The 24,559-nt window shown below is 69.7% G+C and carries 22 protein-coding genes and 1 tRNA gene; 13 read left to right on the forward strand and 10 right to left on the reverse strand.

Features of this window, described 5'->3' with window-relative positions:
* Positions 1-44: 44 nt before the first annotated feature.
* Positions 45-470, reverse strand: coding sequence for a hypothetical protein (locus FMM06_RS06615; protein WP_144236495.1), 426 nt, complete (start codon positions 468-470; stop codon positions 45-47).
* Positions 471-627: 157 nt separating this feature from the next.
* Between FMM06_RS06615 and FMM06_RS06620 the strand changes: the two genes are divergently transcribed.
* The 5 genes from FMM06_RS06620 to FMM06_RS06640 all read left to right on the forward strand — a co-directional run bounded on the left by FMM06_RS06620 (position 628) and on the right by FMM06_RS06640 (position 4,710).
* Entirely contained in the window at positions 628-2,037 is a 1,410-nt protein-coding gene (locus tag FMM06_RS06620; protein WP_144236496.1) for an FAD-binding oxidoreductase, read from the forward strand.
* Between the two features lie 100 nt (positions 2,038-2,137).
* Positions 2,138-2,902, forward strand: coding sequence for a SapC family protein (locus tag FMM06_RS06625; RefSeq protein ID WP_144236497.1), 765 nt, complete (start codon positions 2,138-2,140; stop codon positions 2,900-2,902).
* Positions 2,903-2,999: 97 nt separating this feature from the next.
* Entirely contained in the window at positions 3,000-3,605 is a 606-nt protein-coding gene (locus FMM06_RS06630; RefSeq protein WP_144236498.1) for a YceI family protein, read from the forward strand.
* 2 nt (positions 3,606-3,607) lie between these two features.
* Positions 3,608-4,162, forward strand: coding sequence for a cytochrome b (locus FMM06_RS06635; RefSeq protein ID WP_144236499.1), 555 nt, complete (start codon positions 3,608-3,610; stop codon positions 4,160-4,162).
* Positions 4,159-4,710 (forward strand): YceI family protein, encoded by a 552-nt coding sequence (locus tag FMM06_RS06640; RefSeq protein WP_144236500.1) that lies wholly within the window; start codon positions 4,159-4,161, stop codon positions 4,708-4,710. Before FMM06_RS06635 ends, FMM06_RS06640 begins: the two co-directional genes overlap by 4 nt.
* 156 nt (positions 4,711-4,866) lie before the next feature.
* Here the strand turns inward: FMM06_RS06640 and FMM06_RS06645 are convergent, their stop codons facing one another.
* Complete coding sequence (locus FMM06_RS06645; protein ID WP_144236501.1) at positions 4,867-5,751, reverse strand: N-formylglutamate amidohydrolase; 885 nt, start codon at positions 5,749-5,751, stop codon at positions 4,867-4,869.
* Between the two features lie 88 nt (positions 5,752-5,839).
* Between FMM06_RS06645 and FMM06_RS06650 the strand changes: the two genes are divergently transcribed.
* The 4 genes from FMM06_RS06650 (at position 5,840) to FMM06_RS06665 (ending at position 10,226) form a co-directional block, all read left to right on the forward strand.
* Positions 5,840-5,914: transfer RNA gene (locus FMM06_RS06650), tRNA-Val, on the forward strand.
* A gap of 38 nt (positions 5,915-5,952) precedes the next feature.
* On the forward strand, positions 5,953-6,924 hold the full coding sequence (glk, locus tag FMM06_RS06655; protein WP_207790274.1) for a glucokinase: 972 nt from the start codon (positions 5,953-5,955) through the stop codon (positions 6,922-6,924).
* A gap of 29 nt (positions 6,925-6,953) precedes the next feature.
* Positions 6,954-8,366, forward strand: a complete 1,413-nt coding sequence (locus FMM06_RS06660) for a mannitol dehydrogenase family protein (protein WP_144237118.1) — start codon at positions 6,954-6,956, stop codon at positions 8,364-8,366.
* Positions 8,367-8,429: 63 nt separating this feature from the next.
* The gene (locus FMM06_RS06665; protein WP_144236503.1) at positions 8,430-10,226 is read left to right on the forward strand and encodes an IlvD/Edd family dehydratase; all 1,797 of its coding nucleotides are present in this window, start codon (positions 8,430-8,432) and stop codon (positions 10,224-10,226) included.
* 4 nt (positions 10,227-10,230) lie between these two features.
* Here the strand turns inward: FMM06_RS06665 and FMM06_RS06670 are convergent, their stop codons facing one another.
* Both FMM06_RS06670 and eda read right to left on the reverse strand, forming a co-directional pair.
* Complete coding sequence (locus FMM06_RS06670; protein ID WP_144236504.1) at positions 10,231-11,157, reverse strand: Gfo/Idh/MocA family protein; 927 nt, start codon at positions 11,155-11,157, stop codon at positions 10,231-10,233.
* Positions 11,154-11,765, reverse strand: coding sequence for a bifunctional 4-hydroxy-2-oxoglutarate aldolase/2-dehydro-3-deoxy-phosphogluconate aldolase (gene eda, locus FMM06_RS06675; protein WP_144236505.1), 612 nt, complete (start codon positions 11,763-11,765; stop codon positions 11,154-11,156). The genes FMM06_RS06670 and eda overlap by 4 nt, the downstream gene beginning before the upstream one ends.
* Before the next feature lie 55 nt (positions 11,766-11,820).
* On the opposite strand from eda, the gene FMM06_RS06680 reads away from it, so the two are divergent.
* Positions 11,821-13,467: a thiamine pyrophosphate-binding protein gene (locus FMM06_RS06680; RefSeq protein WP_144236506.1), complete on the forward strand. Its 1,647-nt coding sequence runs from the start codon at positions 11,821-11,823 to the stop codon at positions 13,465-13,467.
* Here FMM06_RS06680 and FMM06_RS06685 read toward each other — a convergent pair.
* From FMM06_RS06685 to FMM06_RS16730, 3 genes are all read right to left on the reverse strand, one after another.
* Positions 13,464-14,783: a sensor histidine kinase gene (locus FMM06_RS06685; protein ID WP_144236507.1), complete on the reverse strand. Its 1,320-nt coding sequence runs from the start codon at positions 14,781-14,783 to the stop codon at positions 13,464-13,466. The genes FMM06_RS06680 and FMM06_RS06685 overlap by 4 nt on opposite strands.
* Complete coding sequence (locus FMM06_RS06690) at positions 14,780-15,460, reverse strand: winged helix-turn-helix domain-containing protein (RefSeq protein WP_144236508.1); 681 nt, start codon at positions 15,458-15,460, stop codon at positions 14,780-14,782. Before FMM06_RS06690 ends, FMM06_RS06685 begins: the two co-directional genes overlap by 4 nt.
* Before the next feature lie 99 nt (positions 15,461-15,559).
* Positions 15,560-15,718, reverse strand: coding sequence for a hypothetical protein (locus tag FMM06_RS16730; RefSeq protein ID WP_185965072.1), 159 nt, complete (start codon positions 15,716-15,718; stop codon positions 15,560-15,562).
* A 159-nt stretch (positions 15,719-15,877) separates the two neighbouring features.
* Here FMM06_RS16730 and FMM06_RS06695 point away from each other — a divergent pair, with 159 nt between their 5' ends.
* Positions 15,878-17,404: a Ppx/GppA family phosphatase gene (locus FMM06_RS06695; RefSeq protein ID WP_328591548.1), complete on the forward strand. Its 1,527-nt coding sequence runs from the start codon at positions 15,878-15,880 to the stop codon at positions 17,402-17,404.
* Here FMM06_RS06695 and rnd read toward each other — a convergent pair.
* A complete protein-coding gene (gene rnd, locus FMM06_RS06700) occupies positions 17,401-18,564 on the reverse strand; it encodes a ribonuclease D (RefSeq protein ID WP_185965073.1) in 1,164 nt (387 codons plus the stop codon). The two genes, FMM06_RS06695 and rnd, sit on opposite strands and share 4 nt — an antisense overlap.
* 76 nt (positions 18,565-18,640) lie before the next feature.
* Positions 18,641-19,372: a PEPxxWA-CTERM sorting domain-containing protein gene (locus FMM06_RS06705; protein WP_144237120.1), complete on the reverse strand. Its 732-nt coding sequence runs from the start codon at positions 19,370-19,372 to the stop codon at positions 18,641-18,643.
* A gap of 392 nt (positions 19,373-19,764) precedes the next feature.
* Here FMM06_RS06705 and aspS point away from each other — a divergent pair, with 392 nt between their 5' ends.
* Both aspS and FMM06_RS06715 read left to right on the forward strand, forming a co-directional pair.
* Positions 19,765-21,657 carry an aspartate--tRNA ligase gene (gene aspS / locus FMM06_RS06710; protein WP_144236510.1) on the forward strand — a complete coding sequence of 631 codons (1,893 nt, stop codon included), beginning with the start codon at positions 19,765-19,767 and terminating at the stop codon, positions 21,655-21,657.
* A 124-nt stretch (positions 21,658-21,781) separates the two neighbouring features.
* The gene (locus FMM06_RS06715; RefSeq protein WP_144236511.1) at positions 21,782-22,597 is read left to right on the forward strand and encodes a polyphosphate kinase 2 family protein; all 816 of its coding nucleotides are present in this window, start codon (positions 21,782-21,784) and stop codon (positions 22,595-22,597) included.
* On the opposite strand, the gene FMM06_RS06720 is transcribed toward FMM06_RS06715, so the two are convergent.
* On the reverse strand, positions 22,554-24,551 hold the full coding sequence (locus tag FMM06_RS06720; RefSeq protein WP_185965074.1) for a lytic transglycosylase domain-containing protein: 1,998 nt from the start codon (positions 24,549-24,551) through the stop codon (positions 22,554-22,556). The genes FMM06_RS06715 and FMM06_RS06720 overlap by 44 nt on opposite strands.
* Positions 24,552-24,559 lie beyond the last annotated feature (8 nt).

Below are 24,559 nucleotides of genomic sequence, written 5' to 3' on the forward strand. Positions count from 1 at the left end.
TGCAGGCCAAGTGCGGCCGCAAGCGTGGCCGATCTGCAACAATTTCAGCGTTGGCGGCGCGGGCGCTTCAGCGCCTTGATCGGCACGATGCTGGCGATCGCACACTCGCCTCCGGACCGCGCGATGATCGCGTCGCGTCCGGCGCACAACCGCCCCTGCTCGGCGCGGCGGTAGTAGAAGCCGTCGTAGAAGCTCAGCGCCGGGCAGGCCTGGGCGAAGTACATGCGCCAGCGCTTGCCGCCCTGCAGCGTCAGTTCGACCGAGGCATCACCGAACACTTGCGCGGCGGCGACGCGGCGGACGTCGACGCAGGCCGCGCGCCCCGATGCGGGCGGTGCCGGACGTACCGGCTGTTCCGCCGGTGCCGCGGGCTGTGCGGCGGGCGGCACCACCTTGATGCGCTCGACCTTCTTCTTGCCGAACGGCCAGAGGCCCGCCGCGGCAGGTGCCGGCAGCGTCAGCAGCGCCATGGCCAGGGCGCAGGCGGCAGATTCATAAAGATCGGGGATACGCATCGAACCGGCGTCGTTGGCCAGCGCGGCTTGAACGCCAAATGAATTTTCGCATGCGCCTTGCATCAGTGCCGCGACACTGGCCCGAAAGACACACTCGCGCTAAGTCCCGGGGATGCTGCCGATCCCTTCCGACGCCGCGCTCGACGCCCTGAAGGCGGCAGCGGGCAACTGGTCGGACGATCCCGCGACGCTCGCGCCGCACCTCGTCGACTGGCGCGGCAAGGTGCGTGGGAATTCGCCACTTCTGCTGATGCCCGCGACGACCGCGGCGGTCGCGGCCATCGTGCGGGCGGCGGCGGCATATCGCGTCGCGCTCGTCCCGCAGGGGGGGAACACCGGGCTGGTCGGCGGCGGCATTCCCGACGCGGGCGGGGGTGCGGTACTGGTGTCGCTGGCGCGGCTGAACCGCATCCGCGCGGTCGATGCGGCGGGCCTGACGCTGACGGCCGAGGCCGGCGTGATCCTCTCGACGGTCCACGACGCCGCGCTAGCGGAGGGGTGCGTGTTCCCGCTGTCGCTCGCCGCCAAGGGCAGCGCGACGATCGGCGGGCTGGTGTCGACCAACGCCGGCGGGGTGCAGGTGCTGCGCCACGGCACGATGCGGGCGCTTGTTGCAGGGATCGAGGCGGTGCTGCCCGATGGGTCGATCCTCGACCAGATCACCGGCCTCGCCAAGGACAACAGCGGTTACGACATCAAGCAGCTGCTGATTGGCGGGGAGGGGACGCTGGGCATCGTCACCGCCGCCGCTCTTCGCCTCGTGCCCGCGCCGCCGCACCGCGCGGTCGCCTGGGCGGGCGTCGAGGGGCCGCACGCTGCCCTCGCACTGCTGGCACGCCTGCGCCGTGCGTCGGGCGGGCAGGTCGAGAGCTTCGAGCTGATCCCCGCCGCCGGGGTCGATCTCGTCGTCCAGCATATCGCCGACCGCCGCGCGCCGTTGTCGAGTCCGCACCGCTGGCACGTGCTGATCGAACTGGCGGGCGCGGCGACGCTCGATGCGGTGCTTGAGGCGGCGCTCGGCGAGGCGGCAGCGGCTGGCGAGATCGAGGATGCCGTCATCGCCCAGTCGAGCGCGCAGGCCGCAGCGCTGTGGCGGATCCGCGAGGAACTGCCCGAGGCCGAGCGGCGCGACGGGCCGTCGCTGCACCACGATATCGCGGTCGCCGTCGCCGCGCTGCCGGGGTTCGCCGAGGCTGCGACGGCGCGGGTCGAGGCGGACTTCGCCTGGGCGCGGGTGCTGGCGTTCGGTCACCTCGGCGACGGCAATCTGCATTTCAACGTGCGCCCGCCGGCGGACAGCGACGCGGCGGCATGGGTCGCCTCACACGGTGCTGCGGTGACCGGCCTGGTCTTCGACCTCGTGACGGCGGCAGGCGGCTCGATTTCCGCCGAGCACGGCATCGGCAGCATCAAGCGTGCCGATCTGGCGCGTCTCGGTGATCCGGCGAAGCTTGCGGCGATGCGCGCAGTCAAGTCGGCGCTTGACCCGCTCGGCATCATGAACCCCGGCAAGGTGGTTTAGACCCCGCTTGCCAGTTCCGCGCGGCTTGCCTAAACGCACGGCTTCGCGGACCCCCGGGGGGTCTAGGTTCGCAACATCCGTATCGAAAGTATCCAGTTTCATGGCTACCAACGCACCCGCCGCAGATGCCGGCCAGCAGCTGCCCCTGTTCTACGGCTCGCTTGTCCCGCTGTCCTCGCAGTTCCACCCCAACCACGGCCTGAAGCAGCGCGACGGCTTCGCCTTCGCCAAGGTGACGCACGCCATCCCCGTCACCGTCGACGAGTTCGCCATTGTGCAGCGCCATTACCCGATCGTCTTCGGCTTGGGCGACAACCCTGCGCCGCTGGCGCTGGTCGGCCTGAGCGAAGGGCAGAACCTCTACGTCGACGCCGACGGCACCTGGCAGGCGGGCGCCTATATCCCGGCGTTCGTGCGCCGCTACCCGTTCATGCTGGCGAAGCTGCAGGAGAACACGCAGGAGCTGTCGCTGTGCTTCGACGACACCTCGGGCCAGGTCACGGCTGAAGCCGAGGACAAGCTGTTCAACGGCACCGAGCCGAGCGAGTCGACCAAGTCGATCCTGGCGTTCTGCGAGCAGTTCGAGCAGGCCGTTGCGCGCACCCGCGGCTTTATGGACGAGCTTGCAAAGCTCGACCTGCTGATCGACGGCGAAGTGACGATCCAGCAGCCGAACATGCCCGAGCCCGCGATCTACCGCGGTTTCCGCATGGTCGCCGAGGAGAAGCTGCAGAACATCCGCGGCGACCAGGCGCGCAAGATGGTCCAGAACGGCATGATGGGCCTGATCTACGCGCACCTGTTCGGTCTCGCGCAGATCGGCGGGCTGTTCGAGAAGCAGTCGGGCGCTCAGGCCACCGCCTGACACCAAGCTGCGCTTCGCCGGAGGCACAATGAAGTTGCTTCCGGCGGGCGCGACGCTGCGCTAGGCTGAGCTCCACGCCACTACAGGAGCTTCGTCGATGCGCGCGCTGATCGTTTCGCTTGCCTTGCTCACCGCCGCGCCGGCCCTTGCCGCGCCGCTCGACGCCCCGTCGGGCAAATACGATGTCGACCTGACGCACACCAGCGTGACGTGGCGCGTCAAGCACCTCGGCCTGTCGATGTACACGGCGCGCTTCGCCAAGGTCGCCTCGACCGTCCAGCTCGACGCAGCCAAGCCCGAGAATTCCAAGCTTGAAGTCACGATCGACGCCAATTCGGTGCGCACCGACTTCCCGTTCCCCGAGAAGGAGGACTTCGACAAGGTGATCGGCGGCGACGCGCGCTTCCTCGACGGCGGCAAGTTCCCCCAGATCAAGTTCGTCTCGACGAAGATCACGCCGACGGGGCCCAAGACCGGCAAGATCACCGGCGACTTGACGCTGCGCGGCGTCACCAAGCCGGTCACGCTCGACGCGACGTGGAACGGCAGCCTGGCGCCGAACGCGATGATGAAGACGCAGAAGATCGGCGTGTCGGCGCGCGGCATGATCAAGCGCACCGACTTCGGCATGACCTTCGGCACGCAGTTCCTCGGCGACGAGGTCGAATTGCAGATCGAGGCCGAATACAACAAGGCCGGTTGAGCGTGGCGATCCACGCCGGGCGAAGCCGCTATTCGAGCGTCGCGATCGCCTTCCACTGGGTGATTGCGGTGCTGCTGATCGGCAACCTCGCGGGCGGCCTGTTGTTCGACATCATCGAGGACGCCGACAAGTCGCTGTTCTTCACGCTGGTGCAGCTGCACAAGTCGACGGGCATCACCATCCTGGTGCTCGCGGTGCTGCGGCTGGCGTGGCGGCTGATGAACCCGGCGCCGCCGTTGCCCGATCACATGACTCCCGCCGAGCGCGTGCTGGCGAAGCTTTCGCATTGGGGCTTCTACGTCCTGATGATCGCACTGCCGCTCAGCGGCTGGGCGATGACGTCGACCGCCAAGATCAAGTTCCCGATGCTGTGGTACGGCCTGTTCGAGGTGCCGCCGCTGCCCGCGCCGACGGGCTGGAACTACCACGACTTCCACGGCATCCTGGGGTGGGTCGCGGTCGCGATGATCGTCCTGCATGTCGCCGCCGCGCTGAAGCACCAGTATTTCGACCGCGACGATATCTTCGCGCGCATGTCGATGAAAGGCCGGCGATGAGGGCTGCACTCGCAGCCCTCCTGCTGCTCGGCCCCGTGCCGGCGGCGGCAGTGCCGTGGACCGTCGCGCCGGCGCAGAGCCGTGTCGGCTTCACCGCGACCTGGCTGGGAAAGCCCGTTGTGGGAACTTTCCGCAGCTGGACCGCGGCAATTGATTTCGATCCCGCAGCACCTGCCAAGGCGAAGATCGCGGTGACCATCGACCTCGCCAGCGCGACGACCGGCGACAAGACCGTCGACGGCTCGCTGCCCGGCGACGACTGGTTCGCGGTCAAGGCGGGGCGCAATGCGCGCTTCGTCGCCACCAAGGTCGTGGCCGCCGGGCCAGGCCGCTACGTCGCGAGCGGCGCGCTGACGATCCGCGGACAGGCGGTGCCGGTGACACTGCCCTTCACGCTGGCACAGAGCGGCGACACCGCGACCGTGACCGGCCAGCTGACCGTCGACCGGCGTGCCTGGAAGATCGGCCTGGAGAGCGATGCGACCGCTGAGTATGTGGCGTTCGCGGTGCCCGTCACGGTGCGCGTCGTGGCGAAGCGCGCCCGCTGACCAACGGCGGCGCGTATTCGCACAATTTTTCAGAACCCCGGGTTGCAGCGCAGCATCCGCCTACCCATCTCCGTCTCAGCCGGGCGTTCCCCCCCTTTCGCCCGGTGTCTTCCCTGAACCTTGGCCGCTCCGCGCATCGCGCGGGGCGGCTTTTTTCTACTCCGCGGCCTCGGCGAAGCGTGGGCCGAGCCCAAGCGACGGCGCGGCGGCGAGCAGGTGCGCCACGAGGCCCTGCAGGTGCCCGGCAACCGCTGCAAAGCCCATGTGCCGCGTCAGGCGCTGCGGATCCATGTACAGAGCGCGGTCGATCTCGATCTGCACCGCGTGGATGCCGTGCTCGGGCCGCCCGTGGTGCGCGGTGGTGTAGCCGCCGGCATAAGGCACGTTACGCGCGACGCGCAGGCCGCAGCCCAGGAAATGCGCCTCGATCAGCGCGACCAGCGCCGACGCCGCGCTGCGCCCGTGCAGGTCGCCGATGACGATCTGCGGCGCACCGCCCGCGACCGGCGGCGGGGTCGGCATCGAGTGGCAGTCGAGCAGGATGGCGTAACCGTGGACGTCGCGGGCGGCCATCGTCAGTCGCTCGAGCGTCGCGTGCCACGGCGCGTGTACCGACGCGATGCGGGCACGCGCATCGTCGACCCGCAGACGCGTGGGATAGATGTCGAGGCCCTGCGCGGCGATCCGCGGCACGACCCCCAGCCCCGCGACGACGCGGTCGCTCGCCTGGTCGGCATGAGCGTCGAGCGGCTCGACGTACATCGCCGGGTCGAGCTCGTCGGGCGCGCGGTTGAGGTCGAGCCAGCTGCGTCCGAAGCGCGCGCTGAGCCGCGGTACCCCCAGCGCTGCGGCACCGTCGAGCAAGGTGTCGACATAGGGGTCCTCGGCCCGCCGCAGTTGCGCCAATGTCAGCCGGGTGCGTGCAAGGAATTCGGGCGGATAATCGCGCCCCGAATGCGGCGACGCGATGACCAGCGGCAGCGCGCCGTGCCGGTCGCCGGTGAAGACATGGCCGGGGGCAGGGATGACAGGATCGGGCACAGGCGCACTTTAAGCAGCGCAATCCGCAACCGCCAGCCGCGAAGAGGGTTGCGTCGTGCGGCGAAACTGTCTTAAAGCCCGCCACAGTGGACGCGTAGCTCAGTGGTAGAGCACTGTGTTGACATCGCAGGGGTCGCAAGTTCAATCCTTGCCGCGTCCACCATTCCCTTCCCGCCGTGTTGCCCCTAGCGGGAGATCATGATGCAGATCGTCGCGGCCGACATCGGCGGCACGCACGCGCGGTTCGCGCTGGCCGAGATCGACGGCGGGCGCGTCGTCGACATGGCCCCGCCGGTCGTCATGAAGGCGGTCGAGCACGCCAGCCTGCAGACCGCCTGGGAAGCCTTCGCCGACGCCGTCGGTCATCCACTGCCCCGCGCTGCCGCCATTGCCGTGGCGTGCCCGGTGCAGGGCGAGGTGCTCAAGCTGACCAACAACCCGTGGATCATCCGCCCGGCGCTGATCGGCGAGAAGCTCGGAGTCGACCGCTTCATCCTGTGCAACGATTTCACCGCTGTCGGCCACGCCGTCGCGCATGTCGGGGCGGACGCGCTGACGCATCTGTGCGGTCCCGACGTGCCGCTGCCGGCGACCGGCGTGACGAGCATCGTCGGACCCGGCACCGGGCTCGGCGTCGCGCAACTCGTGCGCGGTACCGGCCCCTATCAGGTTCTGCCGACCGAGGGCGGGCACATCGACTTCGCACCGCTCGACGGCATCGAGGATGCGATCCTGCAGCGCCTTCGCAAGCGCTTTCGCCGGGTGTCGGTCGAGCGCATCGTCGCGGGGCCGGGCCTCGTCGATATTCACGACGCGCTCGCCGCGCTCGAGGGGCGGACGACCGCGCCCGCCGACGACAAGGCGTTGTGGGCGGCGGCGCTGGCGGGTGAAGACAGTCTCGCGGCCGCGGCGCTCGACCGCTTCTGCCTCAGCCTCGGGTCGGTGGCGGGCGACATCGCGCTGACGCAGGGTGCCAACGGGCTGGTCATCGCCGGCGGCCTCGGGCTGCGGCTGGCGGCGCACCTGCCGAAGTCGGGGTTTCGCCAGCGCTTCGTCGCCAAGGGGCGGTTTGAGGGGATGATGGCGGCGATCCCGGTCAAGCTGCTGACCCACCCGCAGCCCGGCCTGTTCGGCGCGGCGGCGGCGTTCGCGCAGGAGCATGGCGGGTCGTGAGACTGTCAGCTGCGACCATCGCCGACGCGATGCGCCCGCCCTACGACCGCAGCGCGGTGCGGCGTGGCGTCGTGCACCTCGGCATCGGCGCTTTCCACCGCGCACATCAGGCGGTGGTGTTCGACGATGCGCTGCGCGCCGGCGACCTGCGCTGGGGCATCACCGGTGTGTCGCTGCGCTCGGCCGGCGTCCGTGACCAGCTGGAGCCGCAGGACGGGCTGTACACGCTCGTCGTGCGCGATGGGGCGGGCGAGACGACGCGGGTGATCGGCGCGGTGCTGAACGTGCTTGTTGCGCCCGAGAACCCGGCGGCGGTGATCGCGGCTCTGGCGTCGCCTGACACGCACATCGTCACGCTGACGGTCACCGAGAAGGGCTATCCGATCGACCGTGCCAGCAGTGCGCTGCTGACCGACGATCCGGACGTCGCGCACGACCTCGCGTCGCTCGACACACCGCGCACCGCGCCGGGGTTCATCGTCGCGGGGCTGGCCGCGCGCCGCCGCGCAGGGCTGCCGCCGTTCACCGTGATCTCCTGCGACAACCTGCCGGGCAACGGCGGACTGCTGCGCGGCGCGGTGCTGGCGATGGCGCGCGCGCACGATCCGGACCTCGCCGACTGGATCGCGCGCGACGGCGCCTTCCCTTCGACGATGGTCGACCGTATCGTGCCCGCGACGACGCCCGAAGACATTTCGGCACTCGCAGGCCGCGGCTTCGAGGACCGCGCGATGGTCAAGACCGAGCCCTTTACGCAATGGGTGATCGAGGACCGCTTCGCCGGCGCGCGCCCCGATCTCGAGGCGCTCGGCGTCCAGCTGACCGCAGACGTCGCGGCTTGGGAGGCGGCAAAGCTGCGCCTGCTCAACGGCGCGCATTCGGGCATTGCCTATCTGGGCGGGCTGCAGGGCCTCGATTTCGTCAATCAGGTCGTCGGTGCGCCGGGCGGGCAGGGCTTCGTCGAGGCACTATGGGACGAAGCCGCAGCGACCCTCGATCCGCCGCCGGGGCTCAACCTCGCCGCGTATCGCGCCGCGCTGATGGCGCGCTTCGCCAACCCTGCGCTCGAGCATCGGACGCGCCAGATCGCGATGGACGGGTCGCAGAAGCTGCCGCAGCGCCTGCTCGCGCCGATCGTCGAGCGACGGGCGCAGGGACTGCCCGTCGACGCGCTGGCGCTCGCGGTCGCGGCGTGGATGCGCTGGCAGGGTGGGCGCACTGATGACGGCAGCAGCTACAAGGTCGACGATCCGCTGGCCGCGCTCACAGCTGCCGCCGTCCGCGATGACCCGTGCGACATGGTCGAGGCGATGACCGCGATCACAGCGATCTTTCCGTCCGCCTTCGCGCACGACGACGAGCTTAAGTCGCTGCTCGGCGACCATCTGGCACTGCTGGCCGGGCAGGGCGCCAGCGCCGCACTCGCCCGCTATGTTGTCTGACTTATTGTGATCGGGCGGCCCGAGGCCTAACTAGCCTCGACGATTCGAGCGGAGCGCTTTCCAATGTCCGAGACCACGACGCCCAAGCTGCGCAGCCGCGCGTGGTTCGACAATCCCGACAATATCGACATGACCGCGCTCTACCTCGAGCGCTACCTCAACTTCGGGCTGAGCCAGGAGGAGATGCAGTCGGGGCGGCCGATCATCGGCATCGCGCAGACGGGTTCCGACCTGTCGCCCTGCAATCGCCACCATCTGGTCCTCGCCGAGCGCGTCCGCGAGGGCATCCGCGACGCCGGCGGCATCCCGATCGAATTTCCCGTCCACCCGATCCAGGAGACCGGCAAGCGCCCGACCGCAGGGCTCGACCGTAATCTCGCCTATCTGGGGCTCGTCGAGACGCTGTACGGCTATCCGCTCGACGGCGTCGTGCTGACCATCGGTTGCGACAAGACGACCCCCGCCTGCCTGATGGCCGCAGCGACGGTCAACCTGCCGGCGATCGCACTGTCGGTCGGGCCGATGCTCAACGGTTGGCACAAGGGCGAGCGCACCGGATCAGGCACCATCGTCTGGAAGGCGCGCCAGCTGCTCGCGGCGGGCGAGATCGACGACAAGGAGTTCATCCGCCTCGTCGCCTCGTCGGCGCCGTCGACGGGCTATTGCAACACGATGGGCACCGCGACGACGATGAACAGCCTGACCGAGGCGCTCGGTATGTCGCTGCCCGGCTCGGCGGCGATCCCCGCGCCCTACCGCGACCGGCAGGAGGTCGCATGGCGCACCGGCAAGCGCATCGTCGAGATGGTCGCCGAGGACCTGAAGCCTTCCGACATCCTGACCCACGACGCGTTCCTCAACGCGATCCGCGTGAATTCCGCGATCGGCGGGTCGACCAACGCGCCGATCCATCTGACCGCGATCGCGCGCCACGTCGGCGTCGACCTGCCGCTGCAGACGTGGCAGTCGCACGGCCTCGACATCCCGCTGATCGTCAACCTGCAGCCCGCGGGTGAGTATCTGGGGGAGGATTTCTACCATGCCGGTGGTGTGCCCGCCGTGGTCGGCCAGCTGATTGGACAGGGGCTGATCGCCGAAGGCGCGATGACCGCCAACGGCCGCACGATCGGCGAAAACTGCCGTGACGCCAGAATCGAGGACGAAAAGGTCATCCGCCCGTTCGAGCGGCCGCTCAAGGCGTCGGCGGGCTTCGTCGTGCTGCGCGGCAATTTGTTCGACAGCGCGATCATGAAGACCAGCGTGATCGAGGCCGAGTTTCGCGACCGCTATCTGTCGAACCCCGACGACCCCGACGCGTTCGAAGGGCCGGTCGTCGTGTTCGACGGGCCGGAGGACTATCACGCGCGCATCGACGACCCCGCGACGGGGATCACGACCGAGACGCTGCTGGTGATGCGCGGCGCCGGGCCGATCGGTTATCCGGGTGCCGCCGAGGTGGTCAACATGCGCCCGCCCGCGCACCTGATCATGGACGGCGTCCACGCGCTGCCGTGCATCGGCGACGGCCGCCAGTCGGGGACGAGCGGCAGCCCATCGATCCTCAACGCCTCCCCCGAGGCGGCCGCGAACGGCGGGCTGGCGCTGCTCCGCACCGGGGACCGCGTGCGCATCGACCTGTACAAGGGCACCGCCGATGTCCTGATCGACGATGCGGAGCTCGCGGCGCGGCGGCAGGAACTGGCGGATGCGGGCGGCTATCGCTACCCCGCGTCACAGACCCCGTGGCAGCAGATCCAGCGTCAGGTCGTCGGGCAGCTCGGCGACGGGGCGATCCTGGAAGGCGCGGAGGCATACCAGCGCATCGCCCAGACGCGGGGCATGCCGCGGGACAACCACTAGGGGATCAGTCCTCGAAAGCGTCCGTCGTCACCCGCGCGCCGACCATGAAGGCGTCGGCGACGAGGGTCAGCGGCGCGAGGTCGACGTCGCTGCGCCCTTCGGCGATCAGCTTCGCGAAGCGGTCGTAGAGTGCGGGATACTCGCGGTCGGCGGGCACGTCGTGCGGAGCGCCGTCGATGGTCAGCCGGTTGCCGCCGTCCGCCAGCACCAGCGTGCCGCCGTCGGTCTCGACGCTGATGTCCCAACTTTGCGGGCCCGTCTGGCGCCAGTCGAACACCGCGTGGATCGGCGCGCCGCCAGCGCTGCGCATCGTCAGCTCGGCGGCGATCGGGGAAGCGCGGTTGGCCGGCACCTCCATCGTCGCCGCCTCGAGCCGCACCGGGCCCGACAGGATGCGCGTCAGGATCGACAGCGCGTTGATGCCGGGATCGAACACGCCGAAGCCGCCGGGCTGCCAGATCCAGTCCTGCCCCGGATGCCATTTGCGGACATCCTCCTTCCACGCGATCTCGACGCTGCGGATCGTGCGGCTTGCGAGCCAGTCGCGCGCCGGCTCGACCGCTGCCGCCCAGCGCGAGTGCCAGCTGGCGAACAGCACCACCCCGGCGGCGTCAGCAGCGGCGCACAGGTCCTCGACGTCGCTCAGCGTCGCGCCGGGGGGCTTTTCGAGGAAGACATGCTTGCCGGCCGCGATTGCCGAGCGTGCCGCGGCATGGCGCGCCGACGGCGGCTGGCACAGCGAGATCGCCTGCAGGTCGGGCTCGGCGGCGAGCATCGCGTCGATGTCGGGGTAGGCGGGGATGCCGTCGACTTGGCCGTTGCGGCTCGCGGTCGCGGTCAGGGTCAAGTCGGGCGACGCCTCGATCGCGGGGATGTGCTGGTCGCGTGCGATCTTGCCGACACCGACAATGGCGATGCGGGTGGCGGTCATGCGAGGCGCGCAGCGGCGGTGGCGCGCGCCTGGACGGCGGCGAAATCGGTGTCGCCGCGGCCCGCGAGCCACGACCCGCCGACGCAGGTTACGAAAGGTTTCGCCAGCCACTCGGGCGCGGTCGCCTCCGAAATGCCCCCTGTCGGGCAGAATTCGACGTCGCCGAACACCGCCGCGAAGGCCGACAGAACGGGCAGGCCGCCGCTCGCGGTGGCGGGGAAGAACTTGAACTGGCGCAGGCCGAGATCGAGCCCGCGCATGATGTCGCCGGCATTTGCGATCCCGGGCAGGAAGGGGACGCCGTCGTCGATCGCCGCGCGGCCCAGCGATTCGGTCAGGCCCGGCGCGACGATGAACTGCGCCCCCGCATCGCGCGCCGCCTTGAGGTGCGCAAAGTTGAGCACAGTGCCTGCGCCGACCACCGCACCGGGCACCTTCGCCATCTCGGCGATGACCTCGAGCGCGCAGGGGGTGCGCAGCGTCACCTCGAGCACCGTCAGCCCGCCCGCGACCAGCGCCTCGGCGAGCGGCCGCGCATGCGAGGGATCGTCGACGATCAGCACCGGGATGACGGGTGCGAGGCGCATGATGCGGGCGATTTCGGTCATGTCAGGTTCCCGTCGCGGCTCGACTTCGGCGCGCGTCAGCGGCTAAGCCGACGCGATGACCGCGGGCAAGCATATTTTCCTCGACCTGTTGCGCAGCGAGGGCGTCGAGTTCGTCTTCGGCAACCCCGGCACCACCGAACTGCCGCTGATGGACGCTTTCGTCGTCGAGACGGGCATCCGCTACATCCTCGGCCTCAACGAGGTCGTCGTCCTCGGCATGGCGGACGGGTACGCGCAGGCGACGGGGCGGCTGGCGGTCGCGAACCTGCACGCCGCGCCCGGCCTCGGGAACGCCATGGGCATGCTGTACAACGCCAAGAAGGCGGGTGCGCCGATCCTTGTCACGGCGGGGCAGCAGGACACGGGGTTCGCGCTGACCGAGCCGCTGCTGTGGGACGACCTCGCGACGATGGCGCGGCCATTGGTCAAGTGGAGCCACGAAGTCGGGCGGCTCGCCGACCTGCCGCGCGCCGTGCGCCGCGCCGCCAAGGTCGCGCTGACCGCGCCGAAGGGGCCGGTGTTCCTGTCGATCCCCGGCGACGTGCTGACCGACGAGGCCGAGCTCGACCTGATGGCCTCGACCCGCGTGCCGCCGACGGTCGCCGACGCGGCAGCCATCGAGGCTGCCGCCGACCTGATGGTTGGAAGCGCGACCCCCGTGATCTTCGTTGGCGACGCGGTTGCGAAGTCGGACGCGCATGCCGAGCTGGCGGCGCTGGCGGAGGCGATCGGCGCGCCGGTGTATCTCGAGGGGATGGCGAACACCGCCGCCTTCCCGAGCAGCCACTCGCTTTATGCGGGCAGCGTGTCCCGCATGGCGCCGGCGCTGCGCGCGGTGATGGAGCGGCACGACCTGCTGGTCTCGATCGGTGCCGACCTGCTGACGCAGAGCCAGGCGTCGGGGGTCGAGGCGCTGGCGCCCGGCACGCCGCTCGTCCACCTCGACGACGACCCGTGGGAGATCGGGAAGAACCATCCTGCGGCCGCCGCACTCCTCGGCTGCACGAAGGCGACGTTGCCGCTGCTCACCGCCGCGATACTGGCGCGCATGGCCCCCGCCGCCGAGCGCCGCGCCGCGGTCGAGGCGGGCATCGCCGCGAAACAGGCGGCGCTCGTCGCCCGCGCCGAGGCCGAGTACGGCGCGATGCCCGTCAGCCCGCTCGCCGCGCTGCACCTGCTGGGCGGGCTGATCCCCGACGATGCGATCGTCGTCGAGGAACTCCTGTCGTCGGGCATGAACACCGTCCGCCAACTCGTTCCCGCGACACGCCCCGACAGCTGGTTCGGCATGCGCGGCGGCGGCATCGGCGTGGCGCTGCCGCAGGCTGCGGGCATCGCGCTCGGCTGTCCGGGGCGCCCCGTCGTGGTGCTCAGCGGGGATGGCAGCGCGATGTATTCGCTCGCCGCGCTGTGGACGCTGGCGCGCTACCGGCTCCCCGTCGTCGCGGTGATCTTCAACAACCGCGGCTACCGCATCCTCAAGCAGCGCACGCGCGCGATTCAGGGGCATAGCGCCGAAACGGGCAATTTCGTCGCGATGGACATCGACGATCCGGCGCTCGACTTCATCAAGCTGAGCGAGGGTCACGGGGTGCGCGCCGTCCGCGTCGAGACCCTCGACGCCCTGCGCGATGCGTTTACCGCCGGCCTTGCAGGCGATGAGCCACTGCTCATCGAGCTGGTGGTCGACCGCGTCGTCTAGCCCGGCAGGTCGAGCGTCACCACCAGCCCCGGCGCATTGTCGCCCAGCGCCAGCGTGCCGCCATGCAGCCGCGCGACCGCCGCGGCGAGGCTTAGCCCCAATCCCGCCCCCGGCGTTCCCCGTGCCCGGTCGAGGCGGGCGAAGCGTTCGACGGCGCGCGCCCGGTCCTCCGCCGCAATGCCCGGCCCGCGGTCGGCGACGCTCAGCACGACCCGCCCCTCGCCGCTGCGCACCCCCAGCGCGATTGCCCCCGCGCCGTGGCGCAGCGCATTGTCGATCAGGTTGGCGAGCGCCTGGCCCAGCAGTTCGCGGTGCGCGCGTGCCGTCGCCGGCGCGGCGTCGACGGTCAGAAACATGCCGGCGTCCTCGGCGATCGGCCGGTACATGTCGCCCAGCTCCTCGACGAACGCGGCGAGGTCGAGCGCGGCGAAGCGTTCGACGCCGATGCCCGCCTCGGCGCGGCTGATCTCGAGCGCGGTGTCGAGCATGCGAAGCAGCAGCGATGCCTCGGCGGCGATGCCGTCGAGCAGCTCGGGGTCGGGGTGGGTCGCCGCCCGGTCGATGCGCGCGCGCAGCCGGGTCAGCGGCGAGCGCAGGTCGTGCGCCAGCGTGTCGGTGACGATGCGCAGCTCGGCGACCAAAGTCTCGATGCGCGCCAGCATGGCGTTCAACGACACCGCGAGCGCGTCGAATGCATCGCCGTCGCCCGACAGCGGCACGCGCCGCCCGAGATCCCCGCCATCGAAGCGCGACGCCGCGTCGGCGATGTCGCGCACGCGGCTGCCGACGAAGCGGGTCAGCATCCACGCGCCCGCAAGCGCGAGCGCCACCGCCAGCACCATAGCGCCGAGCAGTGCATCGCGCAGCGCCGCGCGCAGTGACGCGAGCGGGGCACGGCTCTCGCCGACCAACAGCCGCCAGCCGCCGGGCAGGCGGCGCGCGACGATGCTGTAGCGCGCCGCCTCGCCGCGCACCGTCAGCTCGATGTTGCTGCGCGTCGCGGGCACCGGCAATCCGGCGGGCCAGCGCGACAGGTTTCCGGCCAGGCGCGCCCCCGCAGGGTCGGTCAGCAGGGTGATCTCGCCCGGCCGCGCTGTGCTGCCGAGCATCGCCGCCGCACCGCCCGCGCCGTCGCGCTCGAACACCGCGGCGATATCATCGGCGTGCTGGTCGATCAGCGCCGCCAAGTCGGCACTCGCGACCGCGTCGGACACGCGCGCGACGAAGGCGAGCAGCGCGGCGCTGGTGACGATCAGCACGACGACCGCGAGCGCCGCGAAGCGCGCGCTGATCGATCCGCGCCGCCTCGGCGTCACGCGCTGCCCAGCCGGTACCCGGCACCGCGCACGGTGTGCAGCAGCGGCGTCGCGAAGCCGTCGTCGATCTTGCGCCGCAGCCGGCTGATATGGACGTCGATGACGTTGGTGCCGGGATCGAAGTGATAGTCCCAGACGCCCTCCAGCAGCATGGTACGGGTCAGCACCTCGCCGGCGTGGCGCAGCAGATATTCGAGCAGGCGGTATTCGCGCGGCTGCAGCTCGATGCGCCGCCCGGCGCGCGTCACGCGGTGGCTGAGCAGGTCCATGACGAGGTCGCCGCAGTCGAGCCGTGTCACGACCGCCTCGTCGCGCCCGCGCCGCCGCAGCAGCGCCTCCAGCCGCGCCAGCAGCTCGGTAAAGGCGAAGGGCTTGGCGAGATAGTCGTCCGATCCAGCGCGCAGGCCCGCGACGCGTGCGTCGAGGCTCGAGAGGGCGGACAGGATGATGACCGGCGTCGACCGGCCCGCGGCGCGAAGCGCGGCGAGCACCGCCATGCCGTCGAGGCCGGGCAGCATGCGGTCGAGCACGATCGCGTCGTAGTCGGACTCGGTGGCGCGGAACAGGGCGTCGCGCCCGTCGTCGGACGCATCAACGGCAAAGCCCGCCTCGCGCAGGCCGCGCACGATGTAAGTCGCTGTTGCGGCGTCGTCTTCGACGACCAGGATCCTGGACACTGCAATCTCCGCTGCCCGGCTTAGCGCGGTGCGGAGGCCGTGGCGAGGGGGCCCGCCGGCGCGGGTGCGACGCCGGCGGGCAGGGGCTGAACGCGCGGCCTACTTCGCCTTGGCGGCCTCCTTCGCGGCCTTCTTCTCGGCCTTGGTCGGCTTCGCCGCCTTGCTGTGCGTCGACGGCGTCGATGCAGTGGCGGCGGTCGCCATCGCGCCGGTGGCGGTGATCATCAGCAGCGCGGCGAGGGCATTGCGAATCGGCATCTCGTGATCCTCATGTCAGCACCGGTCGAACCCGGCAGATGCTGTTTGCGCCGCCGCCGCTTACCTGCCGCTGGCCGCGACATGACAAATCGGTAATGCACTTGCTTGCGCCGCCGCCGCGCCACGCTAGGGTCGCGCCGCTTGCCAACGGGAGTCCGCGTGCCGATCAGTGATTTTCCCGTGCAGCCCAGCCTGGTCGACCTTGCGCCCAGCCGCACCGGGCTGACGGGCATCATCGACATCGGCTCGAACTCGGTGCGCCTGGTGGTGTATCAGGGCCTGTCGCGCACCCCGCCGACGATCTTCAACGAAAAGGTCATGGCGGGGCTGGGTCGCGGGCTGGCGGCCAACGGCCGGCTCAGCGACGCATCGATGGACGTGTCGGTCGCCGCTCTCGCGCGCTTCGCGCTGCTGGCGCACGACATGGGGGTCGAATCGCTGCGCATCGTCGCCACCGCCGCGGTGCGCGAGGCCGCGAATGCACAGGCCTTCATCGAGCGCGTCCGCCAGGTCTGCGGCCTGAGCATCGAGACGATCAGTGGCGAGGCGGAGGCGCGCGGCGCCGCACTCGGCGTCATCGCCGGCATCCCGGAGGCGAACGGCGTCGTCGGCGATCTCGGCGGCGGCAGCCTCGAGCTGATCCGGGTGCAGGGCGGCGAGGCGCACGAGCGCATCTCGCTGCCGATCGGCGCGCTGCGCCTCGACGCGGTCCGCAAGCGCAACCCGCGCGCGCTGGGCGATTTCATCCGCAAGTCGCTCGACAAGGTCGACTGGGCGGCGAAGGGCAAGGGCCTGCCGTTCTACACCGTCGGCGGGTCGTGGCGCGCACTGGCGCAGCTGCACATACATCTGACCGGCTGGCCGCTGCCGGTCGTGCACCAGTACGCGATGGACGTCGGCTCGCCCGCGCGGCTTGTCCGGACATTGGCGCAGCGGTCGCCGAAGTCGCTGAAATCGGTGCCCGCGATCTCGGGCACGCGCGCGCCGTCGCTGCCGGGGGCGGCGATGCTGCTCAGCGCGACGGTCAAGCGGCTGGGCAGCAGCTGCATCGTCGCCAGCGCCTATGGCCTGCGCGAGGGGCTGTTGTTCGCGCAGCTGTCGCCCGAGCAGCAGCGCGAGGACCCGCTGCTCGCCGCGTGCCGGGCCGAGGGCGAGCGTCAGGGGCGCTTCCCCGAACACGGCGACCTGTTGTTCCAGTGGATGGACGGGCTGTTCCGCGGTGCCGGCGAGCCGCCCGGCGACGCGCGCATCCGGTTCGCGACGTGCCTGCTCAGCGACGTCGCATGGCGCGCCCACCCCGATTTTCGCGCCGAACGTGGCTTCGATTTCGCGCTCCACGGCAACTGGGTCGGGATCGACGCGCGCGAGCGGGCGATGCTGGCGGCGGCGCTGTACGCGTGCTTCGGCGGCGATTTCGCGGCGCCCCAGGCGCTGATCCTGCCGCGCCTCGCCGAACCGGCTGCACTGGTGCGCGCGCGGGCGTGGGGCCTCGCGCTGCGGCTCGGCCAGCGCCTGACGGGCGGCACCGCGGCGCCCCTGACCGCCAGCCGCCTGACCCGCGAAAACGGTACCCTCGTCCTGTCGCTCAGCCCAGACCATGCGCCGCTCTACGGCGAGGCGGTCGCGCGGCGGCTGAAGGCGCTGGCGGGCGCGATGGGGGCAGAGCCGGCTTTCCGGGTGGGCTAGAGCGCGCTCATCACCATGCGGCCGTCCTTGACCGCGAACCCCAATCTGCCCTCGACCAGCGCCAGCGCGTCCTTGCCGAACACGTCGAGGCGCCAGCCCGACAGCACCGCGAGGCCGTCGCGCACGCCGCCGGCGATCGCCTCCAACTCCTCGCCGCGCGCGATCAGCTTGGGGGCGACGTTCGATTCCTTGGCGCGGACCTTGAGCAGCAGCTTGAGCAGGTCGGCGATCAGCGCACCCTCGTTGGTCAGGCCGGGACGCGCCGCCTCGCGCGCCGGCATCTCGTCGACGGGCAGCGGCTGGGCATTCTCCAGCGCCGCCATCAGGCGCCGCCCGATGTCGTTGCTCGCCCAGGCGGCACTGAGGCCGCGCACCTTGCCCAGGTCGGCCTGGCTGCGCGGCGGCGAGCCCGCGAGGTCGCCCAAGGTCTCGTCCTTGACGATGCGGCCGCGCGGCACGTCCTTGCCGCGCGCCTCGTGCTCGCGCCACGCCGCCAGCGCCTTCAGGCGGCCCAGCACCTCGGGCTTGCGGTTCGGAAGGCGCAGCCGCTGCCACGCATCGCCGGGCGCCTGAGCATAGGTTGCGGGGTCGCCGGCACGCGCCATCTCCTCGTCGAGCCACACGCCGCGCCCCGTACGGCGCAGCTTGTCGAGCATCTTGGGGAACAGCGTGGCGAGGTGCGTCACGTCGCCGATTGCATAGTCTAGCTGGTTGGTGCTCAGCGGCCGGCGCGCCCAGTCGGTGAAGCGCGCACCCTTGTCGATCGCGACGCCGAGGTACGACTGGACGAGGTTGGTATAGCTGACCTGCTCGCCCTGGCCGAGTGCCATCGCGGCGATCTGCGTATCGAACAGCGGGAAGGGCGTCTTGCCGGTCAGGTTATAGACGATCTCCAGATCCTGCCCGCCGGCGTGGAAGACCTTGAGCACCTGATACTCCTCGACGAGCAGGTCGAGTAGCGGCTTCAGGTCGATGCCGGGCGCCTTGGGATCGATCGCTGCCGCCTCGCCGCCGCCCGCGATCTGCACGAGGCACAGGTCGGGGTAGAAGGTGTTCTCGCGCATGAACTCGGTGTCGACGGTGACGAAGTCGGCCTGGGCGAGGCGGTTGCAGAGCGCGGCGAGGGTCGCGGTGTCGGTGATCAGCGGGTGGATGTGCATCGCACCGCTGATAGGCTGACGGGAACCGGATTTCTAGGGCCGCCCGGCGCGTGCCGGACGGCCCCGGTACGCTGCTTTACGATGCCGTAGTGGGCATGCGGCGACGCGACGCGATCCCGACCATCGCGAAGCCGGCGATCATCAGGCCCCAGGTCGCGGGCTCGGGCACTGCGGTCAGGCTGACGCCGTCGAGCGCGGCGATCGGCGGCAGACCGTTGGGCGTGCCGACCGACAGGAAGGTCAGGACCTGGCTGGTGCTCGTCGCGGTGAAGGTGAACGCCTCGTCGAACCAGCCCTCGAAGCCCTCGCTGGCGACCGAGACGACGTCGGTGGCGAAGGTCGATCCGCCGAAGCTGCCGACCAGCTGCTCGGTGGTCGGGCCGGTGCGATTGATCAGCTGCGATGCGGCCCAGGAGAAGGTCAGGCGGTACTGGCTGCCGACGTTGAGCCCGGTGATCAGTTGCGAGATGCTGCCGTCGTAATCGCTGTCGCCGTCGAGCGCGACGAAGTTGCCGCCCTGCGGGCTGAGCGTCGAGAAGTTGGGGCGGAAATAGCCCTGCGGGTCGTTGAATTGGTTGACGGCATTGGTCGTCGTCTGCGTGCCGCCGAAAAAGTAGAATTGCAGATGGTTGCCGCCGAGGCCGGTCCAGCCGGTGACGCCCTGACCGCCGAAGCCGGCACCGAACTGCGTGTTCGACGTATAGCTCGACTGCTCGAACCCGCCATTGACGACCAGATTGGGGGCGGCGAACGCCGGTGCCGCGATCGCGGCGGACACCGCCACGGCAACGCTAAGTGACTTGAACATATGCTACTCCTGACACACGACCGGGATAGGTCGTACCGGAGACGAAGCAATTCTCGTGCCAAAAGTTAAGAGAAAGCTAATATAGGTTAATCAGGTGTTTAGATAATGCCGGACCGTCGCACCCTGAACGGTCGATAGAGCCGAAACGAGGCGCAAACGTCGGATTTCTTTACACTTCGGGCTTAGTGTCCACCACGCAGCTCAAGGCGAGGATGTCAAAGGACTGGCCGTCGGGCCATTCAGCCTGGAGGGTCTTGCTGGACGGCTAGCCAGTCTCGGGAACCGCTTTCCTGCGTCCTGTCTCGACTTCGCGAACGCCGCTTCGACACGCCCGGCTTGACAGTCGGCGGGTCGAGCGTGTTTCCACGCGCTTTCCCGATCAGGCAGACCAGATGCACGCTTACCGCACCCATACCTGCGCCCAGTTGCGCGCCGAACACGCAGGCACGAGCGCGCGCCTGTCGGGGTGGGTGCATCGCAAGCGCGATCATGGCGGCGTGCTCTTCATCGACCTGCGCGATCACTACGGCCTGACGCAGGTCGTCGCGAACCTCGGCTCGCCCGTCTTCGACATCCTCGACCGGTTGCGCGTCGAGAGCGTCGTGACGGTGACCGGCGACGTGCTGGCGCGTGAAGCGGGCGCGGTGAACCCCAAGATGGCGACCGGCGAGATCGAGCTGAAGGCCGTCGAGGTCAACGTCCAGTCCGCAGCCAACGAGCTGCCGCTGCCGGTGGCCAGCGAGGCCGACTACCCCGAGGAGATTCGCCTCAAGTACCGCTTTCTCGACCTGCGGCGCGAGCGGCTGCACCGCAACATCGTGCTGCGCTCGGGCGTTATCGCGAGCCTGCGCCGCCGCATGATCGAGCAGGGCTTCACCGAATTCCAGACGCCGATTCTGACCGCCAGCAGCCCCGAAGGCGCGCGCGACTTCCTGGTGCCCAGCCGCGTCCACCCGGGCAAGTTCTACGCCCTTCCTCAGGCGCCGCAGATGTTCAAGCAGCTGCTGATGGTCGCCGGCTTCGACCGCTATTTCCAGATCGCGCCGTGCTTCCGCGACGAGGATGCCCGCGCCGACCGCTCGCCCGGTGAGTTCTACCAGCTCGATTTCGAGATGAGCTTCGTCACCCAGGACGATGTTTTTGCAGCGATCGAGCCCGTGCTGCACGGCGTCTTCGAGGAATTCGGCGACAAGAGCGTCACCCCGCCGCCGTTCCCGCGCATTCCCTACGCCGAGTCGATGCTCAAGTACGGCAACGACAAGCCCGACCTGCGCAACCCGATCGAGATCGTCGATGTCACTGAACTCTTTAGAACTTCTGGGTTTTCGCGGTTCGCGGCTATTGCTCAGGAAGGCGGAGTTGTCCGCGCATTTGCAGCTCGGAACGCTGGCGCTGAGAGTCGCAAATTCTTCGATCAACTAAATACGTGGGCGCAGTCGGAAGGGTTTGCCGGGGTTGGCTATGCGATCTCCAAGACGGCCGATTATCATAATCGCTGGCTCAGGTATGTTACCGGAACCGCGAACGGACTCGTTATCTCTGAGAATGCTCCTGAGGAGGTGCGTCAGGAATTGGAACGCGTGCAACGCAAGGAGCCCCACAAGCTTGAAGCGCTAACAGGGCCAATTGCTAAACACCTTAGCTTTCAGGAGCAGGTGAGATTGATTGGCATGACTGGTGCTCGGCCTGGCGACGCGATTTTCTTCTCGGCTGGTGAGACGTCCAAGGCTGTGAAGCTTGCGGGTCTTGCCCGCACCAAGGTAGGCACCGACCTCGGCCTGATCGAGCAGGGCGCGTTCAAGTTCTGCTGGATCGTCGATTTCCCGATGTTCGAATACGACGAGGACGCGAAGAAGATCGACTTCAGCCACAACCCCTTCTCGATGCCGCAGGGCGAGCTCGAGGCGCTCGAGACGCAGGACCCGCTGACCATCCTCGCCTACCAGTACGACATCGTCTGCAACGGCATCGAGCTGTCGAGCGGCGCGATCCGCAACCATCGCCCCGACATCATGTACAAGGCGTTCGAGATCGCCGGCTACACCCAGGCCGACGTCGACCGCGATTTCGCCGGCATGATCAACGCCTTCAAGTTCGGCGCCCCCCCGCACGGCGGCTCGGCCCCGGGCGTCGACCGCATCGTCATGCTGCTGGCCGACGAGCCCAACATCCGCGAGGTCGTGGTCTTCCCGATGAACCAGAAGGCCGAGGACCTGATGATGAACGCGCCATCGGTCGCGACGCCGAAGCAGCTTCGCGAGCTCTCGATCAAGGTGGTGGAGTAGTCTTCCAGCGAGCAGCCCTCATCCTGGCGAACGCCGGCACCGACTGCGGTTCAGAGGCGAGGCTTAGAGGTTGCGGCGCAATGGGTGCTGGCGTTCGCCAGCATGACGAGGTTTAAGTCGGGACATGTCCAAACTCCGCCTCCGCGATTTCGAGCACACTCCCGACGTTAAGCGCGCCGACTATGACAACCGGCTGCTCGCCCTGCAGTATCGCCTCCAGCTCATCCAGGCGGCGTACATCACGCAAGGGCTGAGCGGCATCGTCGCGGTCGAGGGGTGGGATGCGAGCGGGAAGGGCGGCCTCATCAAGCGGCTGACCGCCGAGCTCGATCCGCGGTTCACCAACGTCTACTCGATCGGCGCGCCGACGAAGGACGAGCTCGCGCATCATTTCCTATGGCGCTTCTGGCAGCGCCTGCCTGCCGCGCGCGAGATCGCCGTATTCGACCGCACCTGGTACGGACGCGTCCTCGTCGAGCGGGTCGACAAGCTTACGCCAAAGAAGAGCTGGAAGGCCGCCTACGAGACGATCGAAGCCTTCGAAGCCGAGCAGCGCGCCAACGGGACGCGCATCGTCAAGCTGTTCCTCCACATCACGCAGGACGAGCAGGACAAGCGCCTGCGCGAGCGGCTGGAGACGCCCTACAAACGCTGGAAGACCGGCCTCGACGATTATCACAACCGTTCGATGCGCGACGCCTATACAGAGGCTTACGAGGACATGTTCGACCGCTGCGACAGCGTGCCGTGGTCTGTCATCGCCGCCGACGACAAGAAGACCGCGCGGCTGACCGGCCTCGAAGCCGTGATCGCGGCGCTGGGCGAGGGGGTCGACCTGAGCTTCCCCGAAATCGACCCCGAACTGCGCCGCGTCGCCGAAGCCGCGCTCGGCCCGCTCAACCCGGCGTCGACTTCTGCAGGTACCACGACAGGCGATTGACCGGCGGCGAGGCGGCGGTGCCGGGGTGGAGCAGGTCGTAGACGACGGCGTTTTCGAGGACGCGCTGGATATAGGTGCGCGTCTCGAGCAGCGGCACCGCCTCGATCCAGTCGATCACGTCGACCCCGCTCAGCCGCGGATCGCCCTGATTGCGCACGAACTTGCGCGCGTTGCCCGGCCCGGCATTGTAGGCCGCGACGGCGAGCACGTGACTGCCGCCCAGGCTGCCGCGGATGCGGTCGAAATAGCCCGCGCCCAGCGTCGCATTGTAGATCGGATCGTCGATCAGTCGCGCCACCGAGAACTTGACCCCGGTCTTGCCGGCCTGCTCGGCAGCGGTCGAGGGCAACAGCTGCATCAGGCCGCGCGCGTCGGCGCTGCTCGTCGCAGCGCGGTCGAACTGCGACTCCTGGCGCGCGATGGCGTGGACCATCGTCCAGTGCTGCCCAAGCTCGGGCGGCAGGGTCAGCTGCGGGTAGGCGAAGTCGATCAGGCTCAGCTCGCCGTCGCTGCGCGCGCCCTTGCCCATCAGCACGCCGAGGTCGGGGCGGGCGAGGGAGATCGACAGCTCGGCGGTCAGGCGCGCGGCAGCCGGCGTCTCCGCTCGCTCGACCAGCGCCCGCATGAACAAAGTCTGGCGGTTACGGTCGCCGAGGTCGCCCAGCGCCTGCGTGGCGCGGACCAGCGAGTCGGCGGCGAAGCGTGCACGCACTGGCGCGTCGATGGCGGGCGGTGCGGTGGCGGGCAGCGTGACCGTGCGCCCCAGCCGTTCGGCGCTGAGCTGGCCGTAGAAATAATCGGGGTGGCGCGCCGCCTCGGCGTAATAGCGGTCGGCGTCGGCCTTCATCCCCGCCGCCTGCGCGGCGCGGCCCGACCAGTAATCGCCGCGCGCCTGGCTGACGGGGGTCAGCGCCGCGGCACGCACCGCCACGAAATGCCCGAGCGCGTCCGACGGGCGATTGAGCTCGCGCAGTGCGATCCAGCCCGCCACCCATTCGGCGTCGATGAACGCGGCGCGCTCCCCCAGCGAGCGATCGGCGAGCGCGCGGCCGAGCGGGAAGGCGCGGTGGTTCGCGGCGAGGCGATAGGCAGTGGCCTGGTCACCGGCACGCAGCGCCTCGCGCGCCATCTGGACGCGCAGCTTGAGCCAAGCCTCGGGCTCGACGATCAGCCCGGGGGCATAGTCGATCGCGGCCATGACGGCGCGCGCCTCGCTCTGGTTGCCCGTGCGGCGCAGCCACTGGACACGGTCGTAAGTGATGCCGGGCTCGGTCGCCAGGGCGGCGGGCAGGGCGGCGCGGCCCGTGTCGGCAGCGGCACCGCCGGCCTGCAGCTGCGCGCGCGCAGCGACCCAGGCCTGGCGCTCGGGCGTCAGGCGGGACAGCAGGCGCGCCGCCGCACTCGCCTGGCCGCTCCACAGCAGGCGGTCGGCGCGCGACAGATGGTCGGCGGGGGTCAGCTTGTCGCCAAAGGTCAGCAGCAGCTCGCGCTCGGTGCCCGCGTCGAGCCCGGCCGAGTCCCAGGCGTCGCGTGCCGTCTCGGTCGCAGCGGGGTTGCGCGCCACCAGCTGCGCCTCCGCCAGGCGGAACTTGGCCGCCGCGCTGACCGGGGGCAGGACGGCGAAATAGGCGGTGCGCTGCGCGAACGGCACGCTGGCGTCGATCGCGCGCTCGGCCCGCCGGCGGATCACCACCTCCTGCGGCCAGCCGCGGTTGCGCGTCAGGAAGCCGCTCAGTTCAGCGAACGACGCGCGGTAGCTGTCACGCCGCAGCCGGTCCCATTGCACGACGGCCTCGAGCAGCGGATCGGTCGGCGCGCTGACCAGCGGCGACAGTGCGACGGTCGAATAACGCCCGGCGGCATTCTCGGCGAGGCGCGCGACATAATAGGCGCGCGACGCCTCGGGCACCGCGGCGAGCGCCGGCGCGGAGATGAGGATTGCGGCGACGGCCACGGGAATTG

The organism is Glacieibacterium frigidum (assembly GCF_007097155.1).
Classification (GTDB): Bacteria; Pseudomonadota; Alphaproteobacteria; order Sphingomonadales; family Sphingomonadaceae; genus Glacieibacterium; species Glacieibacterium frigidum.

Excerpts from the sequence above, each read along its gene's own strand:
- FMM06_RS06630 (WP_144236498.1), top strand. The coding sequence starts at position 3,000 with ATGCGCGCGCTGATCGTTTCGCTTGCCTTGCTCACCGCCGCGCCGGCC.
- eda (WP_144236505.1), bottom strand. The coding sequence starts at position 11,765 with ATGACCGAAATCGCCCGCATCATGCGCCTCGCACCCGTCATCCCGGTG.
- FMM06_RS06665 (WP_144236503.1), top strand. The coding sequence starts at position 8,430 with ATGTCCGAGACCACGACGCCCAAGCTGCGCAGCCGCGCGTGGTTCGAC.
- FMM06_RS06715 (WP_144236511.1), top strand. The coding sequence starts at position 21,782 with ATGTCCAAACTCCGCCTCCGCGATTTCGAGCACACTCCCGACGTTAAG.
- aspS (WP_144236510.1), top strand. The coding sequence starts at position 19,765 with ATGCACGCTTACCGCACCCATACCTGCGCCCAGTTGCGCGCCGAACAC.
- FMM06_RS06680 (WP_144236506.1), top strand. The coding sequence starts at position 11,821 with ATGACCGCGGGCAAGCATATTTTCCTCGACCTGTTGCGCAGCGAGGGC.
- FMM06_RS06670 (WP_144236504.1), bottom strand. The coding sequence starts at position 11,157 with ATGACCGCCACCCGCATCGCCATTGTCGGTGTCGGCAAGATCGCACGC.
- FMM06_RS06705 (WP_144237120.1), bottom strand. The coding sequence starts at position 19,372 with ATGTTCAAGTCACTTAGCGTTGCCGTGGCGGTGTCCGCCGCGATCGCG.
- FMM06_RS16730 (WP_185965072.1), bottom strand. The coding sequence starts at position 15,718 with ATGCCGATTCGCAATGCCCTCGCCGCGCTGCTGATGATCACCGCCACC.
- FMM06_RS06620 (WP_144236496.1), top strand. The coding sequence starts at position 628 with ATGCTGCCGATCCCTTCCGACGCCGCGCTCGACGCCCTGAAGGCGGCA.
- FMM06_RS06615 (WP_144236495.1), bottom strand. The coding sequence starts at position 470 with ATGGCGCTGCTGACGCTGCCGGCACCTGCCGCGGCGGGCCTCTGGCCG.
- glk (WP_207790274.1), top strand. The coding sequence starts at position 5,953 with ATGCAGATCGTCGCGGCCGACATCGGCGGCACGCACGCGCGGTTCGCG.
- FMM06_RS06660 (WP_144237118.1), top strand. The coding sequence starts at position 6,954 with ATGCGCCCGCCCTACGACCGCAGCGCGGTGCGGCGTGGCGTCGTGCAC.
- FMM06_RS06625 (WP_144236497.1), top strand. The coding sequence starts at position 2,138 with ATGGCTACCAACGCACCCGCCGCAGATGCCGGCCAGCAGCTGCCCCTG.
- FMM06_RS06640 (WP_144236500.1), top strand. The coding sequence starts at position 4,159 with ATGAGGGCTGCACTCGCAGCCCTCCTGCTGCTCGGCCCCGTGCCGGCG.
- rnd (WP_185965073.1), bottom strand. The coding sequence starts at position 18,564 with ATGCACATCCACCCGCTGATCACCGACACCGCGACCCTCGCCGCGCTC.